This is a genomic window from Pseudoxanthomonas sp. 3HH-4, assembly GCF_006716465.1.
Lineage (GTDB): Bacteria > Pseudomonadota > Gammaproteobacteria > Xanthomonadales > Xanthomonadaceae > Pseudoxanthomonas_A.
In genome coordinates, this window is record NZ_VFPB01000002.1 from 523,531 (window position 1) to 540,365 (window position 16,835).

Sequence of the window (16,835 nt, forward strand, 5' to 3'; positions counted from 1 at the left end):
GCAGTGCCTATCGCACCGCCGGCGGCGCCGCCACCTGGTTCTGCTTGCGCACGATGCACATTGCGATCTCCAGCGACTGCTCATAGTTCAGGCGTGGATCGACGGTGGAGCGATAGGCACGCTCCAGATCCAGGTCCGTGAGTTCCCGCGCACCCCCGGTGCATTCGGTGACATCCTCACCGGTCAGTTCCAGATGCACGCCGCCCAGGCGCGTACCGGCTGCCGCATGCAGGTCGAACGACTGTTCCACCTCGCCACGCACGTTGTCGAAGCGACGTGTCTTGAACCCGTTGCTGGTGCTTTCGGTATTGCCGTGCATCGGATCGCACACCCACAGCACGCGGCGTCCGTCGCGGCGAACGGCATCCAGCAGCGGCGGCAGCTTGTCCGCGACCTGCGCGGCACCCATGCGATGGATGAAGGTCAGACGACCTGCTTCATCTTCCGGGTTCAGTACGTCGATCAGGCGCAGCAACTGGTCGGGCGTGACCGATGGGCCGACCTTGATCGCGATCGGATTGCGCACACCTCGCAGGAATTCCACGTGCGCGCCGTCCACCGCCGCCGTCCGCATTCCGATCCAGGGATAGTGCGTACTCAGATTGAACCAGCCCCACTGGCGCGGCACCTCACGCGTCAATGCTTCTTCGTACGGCAGCAGCAAGGCCTCATGCGAGGTGTAGAAATCGATACGATTGAGGTTGTGCACTTCCGCGCCGGACAGCGTCTCCATGAACCTCACCGCATCACCGATCGAGGTGACCATGTGCTGGTATTCATTGGCCAGCGGCGAATAGCCCACCCAGTTGAGATTCCAGTACTCCGGATGATGCAGGTCGGCGAAGCCACCATCGATGAGCGCGCGCACGAAATTCATCGTCATCGCAGAGCGCGCATGCGCCTTGATCATCCTGCGCGGATCCGGCAGCCGCGCTTCCGCAGTGAACTCCGGCGCGTTCACCAGATCTCCGCGGTAGCTGGGCAGTGTGACGCCATCGCGCGTTTCCATGTCTGCCGAACGCGGCTTGGCGTACTGGCCCGCGAAGCGACCCACGCGCACCACCGGCAGGCGCAAGCCATGCACCAGAACCAGACTCATCTGCAGCAGGACCTTCAGCCGGTTGGAGATCAGGCCGGATTCGCAGTCACTGAAGCTTTCCGCGCAGTCGCCGCCCTGCAGCAGGAAGCGCTTGCCTTCCTGCGCTTCGGCCAGCTGCTTCTTCAGCGCGAAGATCTCCCATGACGTCACCAGCGGCGGCAGCTGCTTCAACTCGCCGACCGCGGCCTCAAGTGCCCCGGTATCGGGATAGGTCGGCAGCTGCACGGCCGGCCGCGCGCGCCAGCTGTCCGGCGCCCACTGGGCAGGCAGCTGAACGGCACGAAGATTGCGGTCGGTGGGATTCATGGCGGGCTCCTTGCGGCCCACCATGTTGACAGAATGGTGCGCCGCGTCAATTCAACGGAAGGTCGAGGTTTTCCGAACGCGGAAGCCGATCCACAGTGCCCAGATCGCAAGCAGAACGAACCACACCAAGCTCCACATGGGCATGGTCAGCCCGAGGAAGCTCCAGTCGATGGTGCTGCAGTCGCCCTTGGCGGAGAGCACTTTCTGTACGACACCCAGCCAAGTGTTGTTCTCGATCATGTAGTCCCATCCGGGGCCGCAACTCGGCATCAGCGGCGGATAGAGCTGCACCCATACGTGCTTGCCCGCAATCCCGATGCCGGTGGCAGCGCCAAGGAAAGCCAGGAGCCCGTAGACACGACGTCCCGTCGGACGGCGAGGACCATGCAGCGCGCCCAGCAGAAACAGTACGCCGGTCGCCGCAAAGGCGAGCCGCTGGAAGATACAGAACGGGCAGGGTTCCAATTGATGGACGAACTGCACGTACAAGGCATAGCCGAGCAGGCCCGCACAGATCGCGAAACCCAGGAAGCACTGCGCGCGGAAACTCCAGCGGAAAGGATTCATCGGCACCCATGACGTGAGGTCGTGCCCGCATTATCCATGCCTGCCGCCCTGCACGTCACCCTGCGACGTCCTGCCGCATCCGAGCCAGGCACGAAACAGCGCCTCTAAACAAAAACCCCGGCACGGGCCGGGGTTTCTGGTGTCCTGCAGAACGCGATGCTTATTCAGCCGCCGCTTCCGGACGGTCGACCAGCTCGACATACGCCATCGGCGCGTTGTCGCCGGCGCGGAAGCCGCACTTCAGGATGCGCAGGTAGCCGCCCGGACGCGACTGGTAGCGCGGGCCGAGGGTGGTAAACAGGGTGCCGACGGCTTCCTTGTCGCGCAGGCGCGAGAAGGCGAGGCGGCGGTTGGCGACGCCATCGATCTTGCCGAGGGTGATCAGCGGCTCCGCGACGCGGCGCAGTTCCTTGGCCTTCGGCAGGGTGGTCTTGATCAGGCCGTGCTTGATGAGCGAGGCGGCCATGTTGCGGAACATCGCTTCGCGATGGGCGCTGGTGCGGTTGAACTTGCGACCGGCTTTCTGGTGGCGCATGGGTTGGATTCCTGATGAATGGTGGGACGTTGGATTTCGCTGTCGCCATCCAGGCGTTGGAACAGTGGACTGCGGGTGGTCCGAACCGGACATCCTTGACCGGAGCGCCGCAGACCTTCAGGTCCGTCGGCAAAGGTGGTGCATTTGAAGCGGGGGAACTCCCGCGCGGACGCGGGAGTTCCGTATCACATCATCAGCCGAGCATGCCGTGCTGGGCGACGCCGGCCGGCGGCCAGTTCTCCAGCTTCATGCCCAGGGACAGGCCGCGCTGCGCCAGGACTTCCTTGATCTCGGTCAGGGACTTCTTGCCGAGGTTGGGGGTCTTGAGCAGTTCGACTTCCGTCTTCTGGATCAGGTCGCCGATGTAGTAGATGCTCTCGGCCTTCAGGCAGTTGGCCGAACGCACGGTCAACTCCAGGTCGTCGATCGGGCGCAGCAGCACCGGATCCACGCCGCTGGCAGCCTGCTTCGGCGCGCCGCGGTCGCGGTGCGTGAAGTCACCGAACACCGACAGCTGATCGCTGAGGATGTCGGCGGCGGTGCGCACGGCTTCCTCGGCATCGATCGTGCCGTTGGTCTCGATGTCCAGGACCAGCTTGTCCAGGTCGGTGCGCTGCTCGACGCGCGCGGCTTCCACCGCGTACGCGACGCGACGGACCGGCGAGAACGAGGCGTCCAGCACCAGGCGACCGATCGCACGGGTTTCCTCGTCCGGACGACGACGGGCGGCGGCCGGCTGGTAGCCGAAACCGCGCTCGATCTTCAGGCGCATGTTCAGCGCCGTGTCCTTGGTCAGGTTGCAGATGACCAGTTCCGGATTGAGGATCTCGACGTTGTGGTCGGTCTTGATATCGCCGGCGGTCACCACGCCCGGGCCCTGCTTGGCCAGGCTCAGCGTGGAGGAGTCGCCGCTATGGATGCGGATGGCCACATCCTTCAGGTTCAACAGCACTTCCAGCACGTCTTCCTGCATGCCTTCGATGGTGCTGTATTCGTGCAGCACGCCATCAATCTCGACTTCGGTGATCGCGAAGCCGGGAATCGACGACAGCAGCACGCGGCGCAACGCATTGCCGAGCGTATGACCGTAACCACGCTCCAGCGGTTCGATGACCACTTTTGCACGATTGCCGCTCAGGCGCTCGATCTGCGGGCCGCGGGGGCGCAGCACTTGCTGAGTAATACCCGTCATGTTGCTTTGTCTCCTGCGGTCCCCCGGTCGCCCGGGGGTGCGTGAATGAATTACTTCGAGTACAACTCGACGATCAGCGCTTCGTTGATGTCGGCGGGCAGGTCCGAACGCGCCGGGACTGCCTTGAACACGCCGCTGAACTTCTTCGCATCGACTTCGACCCACGAGGGGTTCAGGTCGAGCTGCTCGGCGACCGTCAGCGACTCCTGCACGCGGAGCTGCTTCTGTGCCTTCTCCGACAGCGCGATCGCGTCACCGGCCTTGACCTGGTACGAAGGCAGGTTGACCGGCTTGCCGTTGACCAGCACGCCACGGTGCGAGACCAGTTGGCGGGCGGCCGGACGGGTCACCGCGAAGCCCATGCGGTAGATGACGTTGTCGAGACGGGTCTCGAGCAACTGCAGCAGGTTCTCGCCAGTGTTGCCCTTCTTGGTCGAGGCCTTCTTGTAGTAGTTGCGGAACTGACGCTCCAGCAGACCGTAGATACGCTTGACCTTCTGCTTCTCGCGCAGCTGGGTGGCGTAGTCGGACAGCTTGCCCTTGCGGGCGGTCGCGCCGTGCTGGCCGGGCTTCTGCTCCAGCTTGCACTTGGAGTCCAGCGCACGGGCCGGGCTCTTGAGCGACAGGTCGGCGCCTTCACGGCGCGCGAGCTTACAGGTAGGACCGATATAACGAGCCATTTCTTATCGCCCCCTTAGACGCGACGCTTTTTCGGCGGACGGCACCCGTTGTGCGGGATCGGCGTCACGTCGATGATGTTGGTGATCTTGTAGCCCACGTTGTTCAACGAACGCACGGCCGACTCACGACCCGGACCCGGGCCCTTGATGCGGACTTCCAGCGACTTCACGCCGTAGTCCAGAGCTGCACGGCCGGCCTTTTCGGCAGCGACCTGCGCCGCGAACGGCGTGGACTTGCGGGAACCGCGGAAACCGGCACCACCGGAGGTCGCCCACGAGAGCGCATTGCCCTGGCGGTCGGTGATGGTGACGATGGTGTTGTTGAAAGAAGCGTGGACGTGGGCGACGCCGTCGGTGATGACGCGCTTGATCTTCTTCTTGACTTTGGCAGCAGCTGGCTTGGCCATGATGGTCGCCCCTTACTTCTTGATGGCTTTGCGCGGACCCTTGCGGGTGCGGGCATTGGTGCGGGTGCGCTGGCCACGCAGCGGCAGGCCGCGACGGTGGCGCAGACCGCGATAGCAACCCAGGTCCATCAGGCGCTTGATCGCGATGCCGACTTCACGGCGCAGGTCGCCCTCGACCACGTACTTGCCGACTTCGGCGCGCAGGCGCTCGACTTCCGGCTCGGACAGGTCGCGGATCTTGGTGGTCGAGGCGACGCCGGCGGCTTCGCAGACCTTCTTGGAACGGGTACGGCCAATGCCGAAAATGCTTTGCAAACCGACCCAGACATGCTTCTGGGCAGGCAGGTTGACACCTGCAATACGCGCCATGACGCGGTTCTCCAACTGTGAGTATTGGCCCGTGTACGGCTACCCCTTGCGGGATTTGCGCAGACAGGCGGAGTGAACTGGAAATTGTAACAAGATCCGGTGTTTACGGGAAGCCCGTGTCGGCTGAGCCGACTACGGACCGGCATGGGGAGTGTGCCCATGCTCCGGCGCCGGAACCTGCCTGGTGCGGGACGGGGGTTTCCCCCTGCCCTGCCCCGCCCGCGCTACTCTGGCGCAGGGACTGGCTGGTTCGCACCCCCGCACCGGATCGCTGCGGGGGCCGCCCATCTAAGTCAGCCGGCCATGAGGACCGGACTGGTGCGGGAAGCCCGCGATTATACCTCAGCCGCGAGGGGCAAGACCGCCCCGCGAGCCGCCTTTCAGATTGGCCTTCTTCAACAGGCTCTCGTACTGGTGCGACATCAGGTGCGCCTGGATCTGCGCGATGAAGTCCATCACCACCACCACCACGATCAGCAGCGAGGTGCCGCCAAAGTAGAACGAGGTGCCCAGCTGCGTACGCATCACTTCCGGCAGCAGGCAGACTGCCACCAGGTACATCGAACCGATCGCCGTCAGTCGTGTCAGCACGCCGTCGACGTAATCCGCCGTCGCCTTGCCCGGACGGATGCCCGGGATCAGCGCGCCCGACTTCTTCAGATTCTCCGCCGTCTCCTGCGAATTGAACACCAGCGCCGTGTAGAAGAACGCGAAGCCGATGATCATCGCTGCGAACACGATCATGTGCAGCGGCTCGCCCGGAGCCAGCGCGTTGGAAATGCGCTGCAGCCACGTGGTAGCCCCACTGTTCTGACCGGACCACATCGCCAGCGTGGCCGGGAAAGCCAGGATGCTGGAGGCGAAGATCGGCGGAATCACACCGGCCATGTTGAGCTTCAGCGGCAGGAACGAGGTTTGGTTCATGTACGCGTTGCGACCGCCTTGGCGGCGCGCGTAATTCACCGTGATCCGTCGCTGGCCACGCTCCACGAACACCACCAGGAACGTGAAGCCCAGCACCACCACCGCGATGACCAGCAGCGAGATGAAGCTCAGCGTGCCGTCGCGGAAGGCGCCCACGGTCTGGATGACCGCACCCGGCAGGCCTGCCACGATGCCCGCGAAGATGATCAGCGAAACGCCGTTGCCGATGCCGCGCTCGGTCACTTGCTCGCCCAGCCACATCAGGAAGATGGTGCCTGCCGTCAACGCGACCACGGCGGTCAGCACGAAGCCCATGCCCGGCGCGTACACCACCGGCATGCCACCCGGGGCGACCTGATTCTGCAGCGCAGTGGCAATGCTGCCGCCCTGCACGACCGCCAGCAGCACGGCGCCGATGCGCGAGTACTGGGTGATCTTGCGGCGACCGGATTCGCCTTCCTTCTGCAGCGCCTTGAGGCTGGGGAAGATGTGCACGCCCAGCTGCATCACGATCGACGCCGAGATGTAGGGCATGACGTTCAGCGCGAAGATGCTGAAACGGTGCAGGGCGCCGCCCGAGAACATGTTGAACATGTCCACGATGCCGCCACCCTGCGCCTGCATCATCGCAAGCATGGCATCGGGATTGACGCCCGGGACCGGGATGAAACAGCCGATCCGGTAGACGATCAGCGCACCCAGCACGAACAGCAGGCGCTGGCGGAGTTCGGTGAACTTGCCTGCGCCTGCCAGCGCACCGGCGGCATTACCCTGCGCCATGCGTCCGTTACTCCTGCACGCTGCCGCCGGCAGCCTCGATGGCGGCCTTGGCTCCGGCCGTGGCGGCCACGCCCTTCAGCACGAACTTCTTGGTCAGTTCGCCCTTCTTGACGATCTTGGCGCGCTTGGCGGTGCTGGGCACCAGCTTGGCGGCACGCAGCGCGGCGAAGTCGATCTCACCGGCTTCCAGCTTCTCCAACTGGTACGACAGCACTTCGGCGCAATCCAGCTTCAGCTTGGAGCGGAAGCCGACCTTCGGCAGACGCTTGATCAGCGGCATCTGGCCGCCTTCGAACTTGGCCTTGATCTTGCCCTTGCCCGAACGAGCGAAAGAACCCTTGTGGCCGCGACCGGCCGTCTTGCCCAGGCCGGAACCGATGCCGCGACCCACGCGGGTGCGCTCGGTGCGGGCGCCGTCGGCGGGCTTCAATGTATTGAGACGCATCTGAATTACTCCTCGACCTTGACGAGGTAGTGAACCTTGTTGATCAGGCCGCGTACCTGCGGGCTGTCCTTCAGTTCACGCACATCGTTCAACTTGTTCAGGCCCAGTGCCTTCACCGACAAGCGGTGCACGGCCCGGGAACCACGCAGGCCACGCACCAGGCGCACCTTGACGGTCTTGTTGGACTCGTTAGCCATTGAGGAGTTCCTCCACCTTCTTGCCGCGCTTGGCCGCGATGCGGGTCGGCGACTGCATGTCACTCAGGCCCTTCAGCGTGGCACGGACCAGGTTGATCGGGTTGCGCGAACCGACGGCCTTGGCCAGCACGTTCTTCACGCCCACCGCTTCCAGCACGGCGCGCATGGCGCCACCGGCGATCACGCCCGTACCTTCCGAGGCCGGCTGCATGAACACGCGCGCCGCACCATGGCCGGCCTTGACCGGGTGCCACAATGTGCCGTTGTTCAGGTCGACGTTCAGCATGCCCTTGCGGGCATATTCCATCGACTTCTGGATGGCGACCGGCACTTCGCGTGCCTTGCCGTAACCGAAACCGATCTTGCCGTTGCCGTCACCCACCACCGTCAGTGCGGTGAAGGTGAACTGGCGACCGCCCTTGACGGTCTTGCTGACGCGGTTGACCGCGACCAGCTTCTCGATCATGCCGTCATCGACTTTTTCTTCGCGGTTGCGGTCGCGATCACGACCCCGCGGCTGACGTTCTTCTGCCATTGCTTGAATTCCTTGGTTGATAGGGTATGTACGGCTTGGCCGCTTATGGTTGTGGTGTGGAGCGGTGACGCAACGGTCGCTGCAGAAGAACGACCGCGCCCGGCGCAACCCGCGCCGGCAGGTCAAGGCATGGGGCTGCCCCCATGCCCTTCAGGATTAGAACTGCAGACCGCCTTCGCGGGCCGCATCGGCCAGGGCCTTGATGCGGCCGTGGTAGCGGTAGCCCGAACGATCGAATGCAACCTTCTCGATGCCCTCGGCCTTGGCGCGCTCGGCGATGAACTTGCCCACGCGGGCAGCGGCGTCGCTGTTCTTGCCGTTCTTCAGGCCATCCTTCACGTCGGCCTGCAGCGTGTTGGCCGACGCGATGACCTTGGAGCCATCGGCGGTGAACAGCTGGGCGTAGATGTGCTGGCCGGTACGCAGCACCGACAGGCGCGGCACGCCGAGCTCGCGGATGTGCGCGCGGGTCGACTTGGCGCGACGCAGGCGGGCGGTGTTCTTGATGCTCATGATCTGGTTCCTCGAAGCCGAAAGCCGGATTAGGCCTTCTTCGCTTCCTTGCGGATGATGGTTTCGTCGGAGTACTTCACGCCCTTGCCCTTGTAGGGCTCCGGCGGACGGAAACCGCGGATCTTGGCGGCGACTTCACCAACGCGCTGCTTGTCTGCGCCCTGCACCAGGATTTCGGTCTGTGTCGGGGTGGCGATGGTGATGCCTTCCGGCGTCTTGAACAGGATCGGGTGGGAGAAACCCAGCGACAGGTTCAGGTCCTTGCCCTGCATCGCGGCGCGGTAACCCACGCCGACCAGCTCGAGCTTGCGCTCGAAACCGTCCGACACGCCCTTGACCATGTTGGCCAGGATCGCGCGGATGGTGCCGGTGATGGCGTCGTCGGCCGGAGTGGCCGGCGACAGGTTCACCGTACCGTTGTCGACATTGAGTTCGACGCCGGCCGGCTTGGCGATGGACAGGGCGCCCTTCGGGCCCTTGACGTTGAGGGTTTCACCCTGGGCATTCAGTTCGACGCCCTTGGGGAGATTGATCGGCTTCTTGGCTACGCGGGACATGTCTGGGCTCCTTCGCTTAGGCCACGAAGCACAGGACTTCACCACCCACGCCGGCCGCACGGGCCTGCGCATCGGTCATGATGCCCTTGGAAGTGGAGATGATGGCGACGCCGAGGCCACCGAGGACCTTGGGCAGTTCAGCCTTGCCACGGTACTGGCGCAGGCCCGAACGGGACACGCGGCTCAGCTTCTCGATGACCGGCTTGCCTTCGAAGTACTTCAGAACGATCTCAAGTTCGGCCTTGTTGTTCTCGGTCGGCGTCACGCGGACGTCACCGATATAGCCTTCCGCCTTGAGGACGTTGGCGATCGAGGTCTTGATCTTGGAGGACGGCATCTTCACCGTCGGCTTGCCCACAGCGGCGGCATTGCGAATGCGCACCAGCATGTCGGCGATGGGATCAGTCATGCTCATTAGAGTCTGCCTTATGAGTAGCACCGATATCCGCTTTCGCGAAAATCTTGTGTTGTCCCTGGAATCCCCCAGGCGGGCGGCCGGTTCCCCAGCCCTCCCCCGACCAGGTCGCGGGAGCCGAACATTGTACAACAACAAGTCCGGCGTGTGCCGGACTTGTCCTTGAAACCACGAAGGCGCCCTGATCGGGCGCCCGCGGCGTCCTTACCAGCTGGCCTTGCGCAGGCCGGGCACGTCGCCGTTCATGGTGGCCTTGCGCAGCATGTTGCGGCCCAGGCCGAACTTGCGGTACACGCCACGCGAACGACCGGACAGCTCGCAGCGGTTGCGCTGGCGGCTCGGCGAGGAGTCGCGCGGCAGCTTCTGCAGCTTGACGACCGCGTCGGCCTTCTCTTCGTACGAAGCGTTCTGGCTGGAGATGATCTTCTTCAGCGCATCGCGCTTGGCGGCGTACTGCTTGGCCAGCTTTTCCCGCTTGATGTCGCGGTTGACCATCGAGGTCTTTGCCATGATGTCGGTTTCCTAGCGAATCAGTTGCGGAACGGGAACTTGAACGCTTCGAGCAGCGCCTTTGCTTCGGCGTCGTTCTTGGCGGTCGTCGTGATGGCGATATCCATGCCGCGGATCGCGTCGACGGCGTCGAAGTCGATTTCCGGGAAAATGATCTGTTCCTTCACGCCCATGTTGTAGTTGCCGCGACCGTCGAACGAACGGCCGGACACGCCACGGAAGTCGCGGACGCGCGGCAGCGAGATGCTGATCAGGCGATCCAGGAACTCGTACATCTTGGCGCGACGCAGCGTGACCTTGCAGCCGATCGGCCAGCCATCGCGGATCTTGAACGAAGCCACCGACACGCGGGACTTGGTCGTGATCGGCTTCTGGCCGGTGATCTTGGCCAGGTCGGCCACGGCGTTTTCCAGGATCTTCTTGTTGGTCGCCGCTTCACCCACACCCATGTTGATGGTGATCTTGGTGATCTTCGGCACTTCCATCGGATTGGTGTAGCCGAACTTCTTCATCAGAGCCGGCGCCACTTCTTCCTTGTAGATTTTTTCGAGACGGGTGGTCATGTCATTCCTCAGGCGTCGAGCGCCTCACCGCTGGAGCGGAACACACGCAGTTTGCGTCCATCCTCCAGCACCTTGAAACCGATACGCTCGCCCTTGCCCGTTGCCGGGTTGAACAGCGCGACATTGGAAATGTGGATCGAGGCTTCGCGCTCGACCACGCCACCAGCCACACCGGCCTGGGGGTTCGGCTTGGTATGGCGCTTGACGACGTTGACGTTGGAGACGACCACACGGTCACCATCCACGCGCACCACGTCGCCCTTCTTGCCCTTGTCCTTGCCGGCGGTGACGACTACCTGGTCGCCCTTCTTGATTCGGTTTGCCATTTCTATGTCCTCCGCTCAGAGCACTTCAGGCGCGAGCGAAACGATCTTCATGAACTTCTCGGAACGCAGCTCGCGGGTCACAGGCCCGAAGATGCGCGTACCGATCGGTTCCTGCTTGTTGTTGAGCAGCACGGCGGCGTTGCCATCGAAGCGGATCAGCGAACCGTCGGGGCGGCGAACGCCCTTGCGGGTGCGCACGACCACGGCGTCGTAGACTTCGCCCTTCTTGACCTTGCCACGCGGAATGGCGTCCTTGACGGTCACCTTGATGATGTCACCGATGCCGGCGTAACGGCGCTTCGAGCCGCCCAGCACCTTGATGCACATCAGTTCCTTGGCGCCGGAATTGTCGGCCGCGTCAAGGTAGCTCTGCATCTGGATCATGATTCAGATCTCCTCTTATTCAGCCGCGCGGGTGATGATTTCCACCACGCGCCAGTTCTTGGTCTTGGACATCGGGGCGATCTCGGTCACGCGCACCACGTCGCCTTCCTTGCAGCTGTTCTCCGCGTCATGCGCGTGCAGCTTGGTGGAACGCTTGATGTACTTGCCGTACAGGGCGTGCTTGACCTGACGCTCCACCAGGATGGTGACCGTCTTGTCCATCTTGTTGCTGACGACGCGGCCTTCGATGGTGCGTTGCGCTTTGTCTTTGTTATCGCTCATCTTGGGCGCTCCTTACTTCTGGCTGCCGAGCAGCGTCTTGACGCGAGCGATCTCGCGGCGGACACGGCGGGTTTCGTGGGTCTTCGGCAGCTGGCCGGTGACCTTCTGCATGCGCAGGGAGAACTGCTCCTTGCGCAGATCGGTCAGGTGGGCCTTCAGTTCGTCAGCCGACTTCTCGCGGAGTTGCTTGAGTTCCATTAGCGCACCGTCCGGGTCACGAAAGTGGTGGTGACGGACAGCTTGGCCGCGGCCAGGCGGAACGCCTCGCGCGCGATGTCCTCGCTGACGCCTTCGATTTCATAGATCATGCGACCCGGCTGGATCTGTGCGACCCAGTATTCGACGTTGCCCTTGCCGGAACCCATGCGGACTTCGATGGGCTTCTTGGTGATGGGCTTGTCGGGGAACACACGGATCCACATCTTGCCGCCACGCTTCACGTAACGGCTGATGGAGCGACGTGCTGCCTCGATCTGGCGCGCGGTCAACTGACCGTGCGCAGTGGCCTTCAGGCCGTACTCGCCGAAACTGACGAGGTTGCCGCTCCAGCTCAGGCCTTCGTTACGGCCCTTATGCATCTTGCGGTATTTGGTTCGCTTGGGTTGCAACATGACTGATTACCTCGCGTCGCGGTCACGGGCCGGGCGCGACGGACGTTCGCTGCGCTCGGGGCGCGCGTCGTCCTGCTTCTCCTGACCCACCTGGCTGAAATCGAAGATTTCGCCCTTGTAGACCCACACCTTGATGCCGATGATGCCGTAGGTGGTCTTCGCCTCGGCAAAACCGTAATCGATGTCGGCACGCAGCGTGTGCAGCGGCACGCGGCCTTCGCGGTACCACTCGGAACGGGCGATTTCCGCACCGTTCAAGCGGCCGGCCACGTTGACCTTGATGCCCAGGGCACCCAGGCGCATTGCGTTGCCGACAGCGCGCTTCATGGCGCGACGGAACATGATGCGGCGTTCCAGCTGCTGCGCGATCGACTCGGACACCAACTGCGCGTCCAGCTCGGGCTTGCGCACCTCGGTGACGTTGATGTGCGCCGGGACGCCCATCAGGTCGCTCACTTCCTTGCGCAGCTTTTCGATGTCCTCACCGCGCTTGCCGATCACCACGCCCGGGCGGGCAGTGTGGATGGTCACGCGGGCGGTCTTGGCCGGACGCTCGATCAGGATCTTGGAAATGCCTGCCTGCGCCAGCTTCTTGCGAAGCATCTCGCGCACTTTCAGGTCCGCGGCGAGGTACTCGGCGTAGTCACGCTTGTTGGCGAACCACTTGGAATTCCAGTCCTTGGCGATGCCCAGGCGGATACCGGTCGGATGAACTTTGTGACCCATGTTTATTTACCCTCGCCCACGACCACGGTGATGTGGCTGGTGCGCTTCAGAATGCGGGTACCACGGCCTTTGGCACGGGCCATGAAACGCTTCAGCATCGGACCTTCGTCGACCATGATGGTCTTGACCTTCAGCTCGTCGACGTCGGCGCCCTGGTTGTTCTCGGCGTTGGCGATGGCGGACTCCACGACCTTCTTGATCAGGTGGGCCGCTTTCTTGTCCGAGAACTTCAGCAGGTTGACGGCGCGTTCGGCCGGCAGGCCACGCACCTGGTCGGCGACCAGACGGGCCTTCTGGGGAGAGATGCGCGCGGTGCGCAGGATGGCTTTCGCTTCCATGATCATCTCTCCTTACTTCTTGCCGCCGGCTTTCTTGTCGCCACCGTGACCCTTGAAGGTCCGGGTGACGGCAAACTCGCCGAGCTTGTGGCCGACCATGTTCTCGTTGACCAGCACCGGAACGTGGTTCTTGCCGTTGTGGATAGCGATCGTGAAACCCACCATTTCCGGCAGGATCATCGAACGGCGCGACCAGGTCTTGATCGGCTTCTTGCTGCCGCCCGCGGCCTCCACCTTCTTGACGAGGTGGTGATCGACGAACGGGCCCTTCTTGAGTGAACGTGCCATGGTCGATTAGCCCCTACGATCGCGGACGATGAATTGCTGCGTGCGCTTGTTCTTGCGCGTCTTGTAACCCTTGGTCGGCACACCCCACGGGGTGACCGGATGCGGGTTGCCCTGGCCGGCCTTGGCTTCACCACCACCGTGCGGGTGGTCGACCGGGTTCATGGCCGCACCGCGGACGGTCGGCTTGATACCGCGCCAGCGCTTGGCGCCGGCCTTGCCGAGCTTCTCCAAGCTGTGCTCGTCGTTGCCGACTTCGCCTACCGTAGCGCGGCACTCGACCTGCACCTTGCGCATCTCGCCGGAGCGGAGGCGCAGCGTGGCGAAACCCTGTTCGCGGGCGACCAGCTGCACGGCGGCACCCGCGGCGCGGGCGATCTGCGCGCCCTTGCCCGGCTTCAGCTCAATGCCGTGGATCGTCGTACCGACCGGGATGTTGCGCAGCGGCAGCGTGTTGCCGGCCTTGATCGGCGCATCGCTACCGGCGATGACCTGGTCACCGGCCTTTAGGCCCTTGGGGGCGATGATGTAGCGACGCTCGCCATCGACGTAGCACAGCAGCGCGATGTGCGCGGTGCGGTTGGGATCGTATTCGATCCGCTCCACGCGCGCCGGGATGCCTTCCTTGTCGCGCTTGAAGTCGATGAGACGGTAATGCTGCTTGTGGCCACCGCCGATGTGACGGGTGGTGATGCGACCGTGGTGGTTGCGACCGCCGGACTTGCTCTGCTTCTCGAGCAGCGCAGCATGCGGGGCACCCTTGTGCAGGTCAGGCGTCACCACGCGGACCGCCGAGCGGCGACCGGGAGAGGTGGGTTTGAATTTCATCAATGGCATGTGGGTCTACCTCAGGCCTTGGCCGACACGTCGATGGCTTGGCCATCGGCCAGACGCACGTACGCCTTGCGCCAGTCGCCGCGGCGGCCGGCGCGGTTACGGAAGGACTTGTTCTTGCCCTTCACGTTGACCACGTTGACCGTCTCGACCTTGACGTCGAACAGCTGCTCGACCGCGGCCTTGACATCGGCCTTGGTGGCATCGTTCGAGACTTCGAAGACGTATTGGTTGGAGAGTTCCTGCAGGCGCACGGTCTTTTCGGAGACGCGCGGAGCACGCAGCACGGCAAAAATCTTTTCGTTGCTGATCATGCCAGCCACTCCTCGATCTTCTTGACGGCGTCGGCCGTGATCAGCACGGAGTCGGCACCAACCAGCGCCGCCGGATCCAGGCCCTGCACGTCGCGCACTTCCACGTAGGGAAGGTTGCGGGCGGACAGGTACAGATGCTCGGAAGCCTCTTCGGTGACGATCAGCGGGCGACGACCAAGGTCCAGGCCCTTCAGCTTCTCGATCAGGGCACTGGTCTTGGTGGCGTCCACATCGAACGATTCCACGACCTTCAGGCGGTTCTGGCGATTCAGCTCGGACAGGATGGAGCTGATGGCCGCGCGATACATCTTGCGGTTGACCTTCTGCGCGAAGCTGCGCGGCTTGGCTGCGAAGGTCACGCCGCCGCCGACGAAGATCGGCGCGGTCAGGGCACCGTGACGAGCACCGCCACCCTTCTGCTTCTTGGACTTCTTGGTGGTGCCGTTGACTTCGGCGCGCGTCTTCTGCGCCTTGGTGCCTGCACGACCGGCGTTGCGGTAGGCAACGACGACCTGGTGGACCAGATCCTCGCTGAATTCACGGCCGAACACGTCGTCGGAGACCGACAGCTTGTTGGCGCTACCTGTAATGGCTAGTTCCATGGTCGTTCTCCTCAACCCTTGCTTGCCGGACGCACGATCACGTCACCACCCGGCGCACCCGGTACGGCGCCGCGAACGGCGATCAGGCCGCGCTCGGCGTCCACGCGGACGACTTCCAGGTTCTGCGTGCTCTGCTGCACGGCGCCCATGTGACCGGACATCTTCTTGCCCGGGAACACGCGGCCCGGCGTCTGGCGCTGACCCAGCGAACCCGGCGCGCGATGCGACAGCGAGTTACCGTGGGTAGCGTCGCCCATGCGGAAGTTCCAGCGCTTGATGGTGCCCTGGAAGCCTTTGCCCTTGGTGACGCCCTGGACGTCGACGATCTGGCCGACTTCAAAGATGTCAGCCTTGATCTCGCCGCCGACGGCGAAGTCGCCCAACTTGTCGGCTTCAACGCGCAGCTCCCACAGGCCACGACCGGCTTCGACCTTGGCCTTGGCCAGGTGACCGGCGACAGGTTTGGTGATCAGCGAGGCGCGACGGGTACCCACGGCAACCTGCACGGCGCTGTAGCCGTCGGCTTCCGGGGTCTTGATCTGAGTGATGCGGTTCGGGGTAGCTTCGATCAGCGTCACCGGAATGGATTTGCCATCTTCGGTGAACACCCGGGTCATGCCGGCCTTGCGGCCAACGAGACCCAACGAATATTTCTTCGCGGTCATGGTCGGTGCCTCAGGTCAGCTTGATCTGGACGTCGACGCCGGCAGCCAGTTCGAGCTTCATCAGCGCGTCCACGGTCTTGTCGTTGGGGTCGACGATGTCGAGCACGCGCTTGTGCGTGCGGGTCTCGTACTGGTCACGCGCGTCCTTGTCGACGTGCGGGGAAACCAGGATGGTGTAGCGCTCGATCTTGGTCGGCAGCGGGATCGGGCCGCGCACTTGCGCGCCGGTCCGCTTGGCCGTCTCGACGATCTCGCTGGCCGAGCGGTCGATCAGACGATGATCGTACGCCTTGAGCCGGATTCGGATCTTTTGGTCCGCCATGACGGAAATTTCCTTCGTTAAAGAGCGACGGGCGCGGCCTCTGGGATGCCTTGCCCCGATTAGTCCAAGCTGTTCCAGCTCCCCACCGGCCGCGTGGACTCCACGGACGGACAGCGCCGGAATCGGCTGGGGATTCTTCCTGAAAAACTAGGCAGGCCGGTAAACCGGCCCGCCCAGACATGAAAGTATAGGACGCGTAACAAACCCCGTCAACCACCGGGGCACCCTGCCCGACCCGAGGGCCCGCAGGAAGGCACGCGACACTCCGTGTCTGGCGAACACGAGGCGCTTCCTGCACCTCTTTTCGCGGTAGAACCAGCGGCCTCCCAGGGGGCGCTGGCGGATCATGCGATTCCCGTCAAACCAAGCGGCTATCAGGGGGCGCGCATCATAACGCAGGTCTTGCTGTTTTGCAGCATTCCATCGCAAGAAACCATGGAATTTTTGCAAACAAGAAGCGGACCGAGGTTCCGGTCCGCCCTTGTCGCTGTCCGACGAGTCCTCGCCGGGACCGCAGGGGCTTACTTGATGATCTTGGCCACCACGCCGGCA

Annotated in this window: 29 protein-coding genes; all 29 read right to left on the reverse strand. The window is 63.6% G+C overall.

The features are described 5' to 3' along the window. Positions 1–7: 7 nt before the first annotated feature. Positions 8–1,405, reverse strand: a complete 1,398-nt coding sequence (locus FB548_RS09815; protein ID WP_142124585.1) for a 3-deoxy-7-phosphoheptulonate synthase class II — start codon at positions 1,403–1,405, stop codon at positions 8–10. Between the two features lie 51 nt (positions 1,406–1,456). Beyond that, positions 1,457–1,972 (reverse strand): disulfide bond formation protein B, encoded by a 516-nt coding sequence (locus FB548_RS09820; protein ID WP_142124586.1) that lies wholly within the window; start codon positions 1,970–1,972, stop codon positions 1,457–1,459. Positions 1,973–2,132: 160 nt separating this feature from the next. Further along, a complete protein-coding gene (gene rplQ / locus FB548_RS09825; RefSeq protein WP_142124587.1) occupies positions 2,133–2,507 on the reverse strand; it encodes a 50S ribosomal protein L17 in 375 nt (124 codons plus the stop codon). A 193-nt stretch (positions 2,508–2,700) separates the two neighbouring features. Beyond that, positions 2,701–3,699, reverse strand: a complete 999-nt coding sequence (gene rpoA, locus FB548_RS09830) for a DNA-directed RNA polymerase subunit alpha (protein ID WP_142124588.1) — start codon at positions 3,697–3,699, stop codon at positions 2,701–2,703. Positions 3,700–3,749: 50 nt separating this feature from the next. Continuing rightward, entirely contained in the window at positions 3,750–4,379 is a 630-nt protein-coding gene (gene rpsD / locus FB548_RS09835) for a 30S ribosomal protein S4 (RefSeq protein ID WP_055941309.1), read from the reverse strand. A 14-nt stretch (positions 4,380–4,393) separates the two neighbouring features. Beyond that, a complete protein-coding gene (gene rpsK / locus FB548_RS09840; RefSeq protein WP_055941307.1) occupies positions 4,394–4,786 on the reverse strand; it encodes a 30S ribosomal protein S11 in 393 nt (130 codons plus the stop codon). 12 nt (positions 4,787–4,798) lie between these two features. After that, entirely contained in the window at positions 4,799–5,155 is a 357-nt protein-coding gene (gene rpsM / locus FB548_RS09845; RefSeq protein WP_062352394.1) for a 30S ribosomal protein S13, read from the reverse strand. A 342-nt stretch (positions 5,156–5,497) separates the two neighbouring features. Next, positions 5,498–6,859 (reverse strand): preprotein translocase subunit SecY, encoded by a 1,362-nt coding sequence (gene secY / locus FB548_RS09850; protein WP_142124589.1) that lies wholly within the window; start codon positions 6,857–6,859, stop codon positions 5,498–5,500. Positions 6,860–6,866: 7 nt separating this feature from the next. Continuing rightward, positions 6,867–7,310, reverse strand: a complete 444-nt coding sequence (gene rplO, locus FB548_RS09855) for a 50S ribosomal protein L15 (protein ID WP_185742067.1) — start codon at positions 7,308–7,310, stop codon at positions 6,867–6,869. Beyond that, the gene (gene rpmD / locus FB548_RS09860; RefSeq protein WP_142124590.1) at positions 7,310–7,501 is read right to left on the reverse strand and encodes a 50S ribosomal protein L30; all 192 of its coding nucleotides are present in this window, start codon (positions 7,499–7,501) and stop codon (positions 7,310–7,312) included. Before rpmD ends, rplO begins: the two co-directional genes overlap by 1 nt. Beyond that, entirely contained in the window at positions 7,494–8,036 is a 543-nt protein-coding gene (gene rpsE / locus FB548_RS09865) for a 30S ribosomal protein S5 (protein ID WP_055941300.1), read from the reverse strand. The genes rpmD and rpsE overlap by 8 nt, the downstream gene beginning before the upstream one ends. Positions 8,037–8,192: 156 nt before the next feature. Then, positions 8,193–8,549, reverse strand: coding sequence for a 50S ribosomal protein L18 (gene rplR, locus FB548_RS09870; protein ID WP_142124591.1), 357 nt, complete (start codon positions 8,547–8,549; stop codon positions 8,193–8,195). Between the two features lie 29 nt (positions 8,550–8,578). Beyond that, positions 8,579–9,106: a 50S ribosomal protein L6 gene (rplF, locus tag FB548_RS09875; RefSeq protein ID WP_142124592.1), complete on the reverse strand. Its 528-nt coding sequence runs from the start codon at positions 9,104–9,106 to the stop codon at positions 8,579–8,581. Positions 9,107–9,122: 16 nt separating this feature from the next. Beyond that, a complete protein-coding gene (gene rpsH / locus FB548_RS09880) occupies positions 9,123–9,521 on the reverse strand; it encodes a 30S ribosomal protein S8 (RefSeq protein ID WP_055941294.1) in 399 nt (132 codons plus the stop codon). Positions 9,522–9,725: 204 nt separating this feature from the next. After that, positions 9,726–10,031, reverse strand: a complete 306-nt coding sequence (rpsN, locus tag FB548_RS09885; protein WP_062352415.1) for a 30S ribosomal protein S14 — start codon at positions 10,029–10,031, stop codon at positions 9,726–9,728. Between the two features lie 20 nt (positions 10,032–10,051). Beyond that, positions 10,052–10,594, reverse strand: coding sequence for a 50S ribosomal protein L5 (gene rplE / locus FB548_RS09890; protein ID WP_055941290.1), 543 nt, complete (start codon positions 10,592–10,594; stop codon positions 10,052–10,054). An 8-nt stretch (positions 10,595–10,602) separates the two neighbouring features. After that, on the reverse strand, positions 10,603–10,920 hold the full coding sequence (gene rplX, locus FB548_RS09895; RefSeq protein WP_142124593.1) for a 50S ribosomal protein L24: 318 nt from the start codon (positions 10,918–10,920) through the stop codon (positions 10,603–10,605). 15 nt (positions 10,921–10,935) lie between these two features. Beyond that, positions 10,936–11,304 carry a 50S ribosomal protein L14 gene (rplN, locus tag FB548_RS09900; protein ID WP_013535986.1) on the reverse strand — a complete coding sequence of 123 codons (369 nt, stop codon included), beginning with the start codon at positions 11,302–11,304 and terminating at the stop codon, positions 10,936–10,938. A 15-nt stretch (positions 11,305–11,319) separates the two neighbouring features. Then, positions 11,320–11,586: a 30S ribosomal protein S17 gene (gene rpsQ / locus FB548_RS09905; protein ID WP_142124594.1), complete on the reverse strand. Its 267-nt coding sequence runs from the start codon at positions 11,584–11,586 to the stop codon at positions 11,320–11,322. A gap of 12 nt (positions 11,587–11,598) precedes the next feature. After that, positions 11,599–11,784, reverse strand: coding sequence for a 50S ribosomal protein L29 (gene rpmC, locus FB548_RS09910; protein ID WP_142124595.1), 186 nt, complete (start codon positions 11,782–11,784; stop codon positions 11,599–11,601). Next, entirely contained in the window at positions 11,784–12,197 is a 414-nt protein-coding gene (rplP, locus tag FB548_RS09915; protein ID WP_055941282.1) for a 50S ribosomal protein L16, read from the reverse strand. The genes rpmC and rplP overlap by 1 nt, the downstream gene beginning before the upstream one ends. Positions 12,198–12,203: 6 nt before the next feature. Beyond that, a complete protein-coding gene (gene rpsC / locus FB548_RS09920; RefSeq protein WP_142124596.1) occupies positions 12,204–12,923 on the reverse strand; it encodes a 30S ribosomal protein S3 in 720 nt (239 codons plus the stop codon). A gap of 2 nt (positions 12,924–12,925) precedes the next feature. Continuing rightward, on the reverse strand, positions 12,926–13,261 hold the full coding sequence (gene rplV / locus FB548_RS09925) for a 50S ribosomal protein L22 (protein ID WP_055943295.1): 336 nt from the start codon (positions 13,259–13,261) through the stop codon (positions 12,926–12,928). Between the two features lie 12 nt (positions 13,262–13,273). Next, positions 13,274–13,549 carry a 30S ribosomal protein S19 gene (gene rpsS / locus FB548_RS09930; RefSeq protein WP_055941277.1) on the reverse strand — a complete coding sequence of 92 codons (276 nt, stop codon included), beginning with the start codon at positions 13,547–13,549 and terminating at the stop codon, positions 13,274–13,276. A 6-nt stretch (positions 13,550–13,555) separates the two neighbouring features. Continuing rightward, positions 13,556–14,383: a 50S ribosomal protein L2 gene (gene rplB, locus FB548_RS09935; protein ID WP_055941275.1), complete on the reverse strand. Its 828-nt coding sequence runs from the start codon at positions 14,381–14,383 to the stop codon at positions 13,556–13,558. An 11-nt stretch (positions 14,384–14,394) separates the two neighbouring features. After that, complete coding sequence (gene rplW / locus FB548_RS09940) at positions 14,395–14,694, reverse strand: 50S ribosomal protein L23 (protein WP_055941273.1); 300 nt, start codon at positions 14,692–14,694, stop codon at positions 14,395–14,397. Beyond that, positions 14,691–15,296 carry a 50S ribosomal protein L4 gene (gene rplD / locus FB548_RS09945; protein ID WP_142124597.1) on the reverse strand — a complete coding sequence of 202 codons (606 nt, stop codon included), beginning with the start codon at positions 15,294–15,296 and terminating at the stop codon, positions 14,691–14,693. Before rplD ends, rplW begins: the two co-directional genes overlap by 4 nt. A gap of 11 nt (positions 15,297–15,307) precedes the next feature. Further along, positions 15,308–15,961, reverse strand: a complete 654-nt coding sequence (gene rplC, locus FB548_RS09950; protein WP_142124598.1) for a 50S ribosomal protein L3 — start codon at positions 15,959–15,961, stop codon at positions 15,308–15,310. Positions 15,962–15,971: 10 nt separating this feature from the next. Then, positions 15,972–16,283, reverse strand: a complete 312-nt coding sequence (gene rpsJ, locus FB548_RS09955) for a 30S ribosomal protein S10 (RefSeq protein ID WP_027070119.1) — start codon at positions 16,281–16,283, stop codon at positions 15,972–15,974. Between the last annotated feature and the right edge of the window lie 552 nt (positions 16,284–16,835).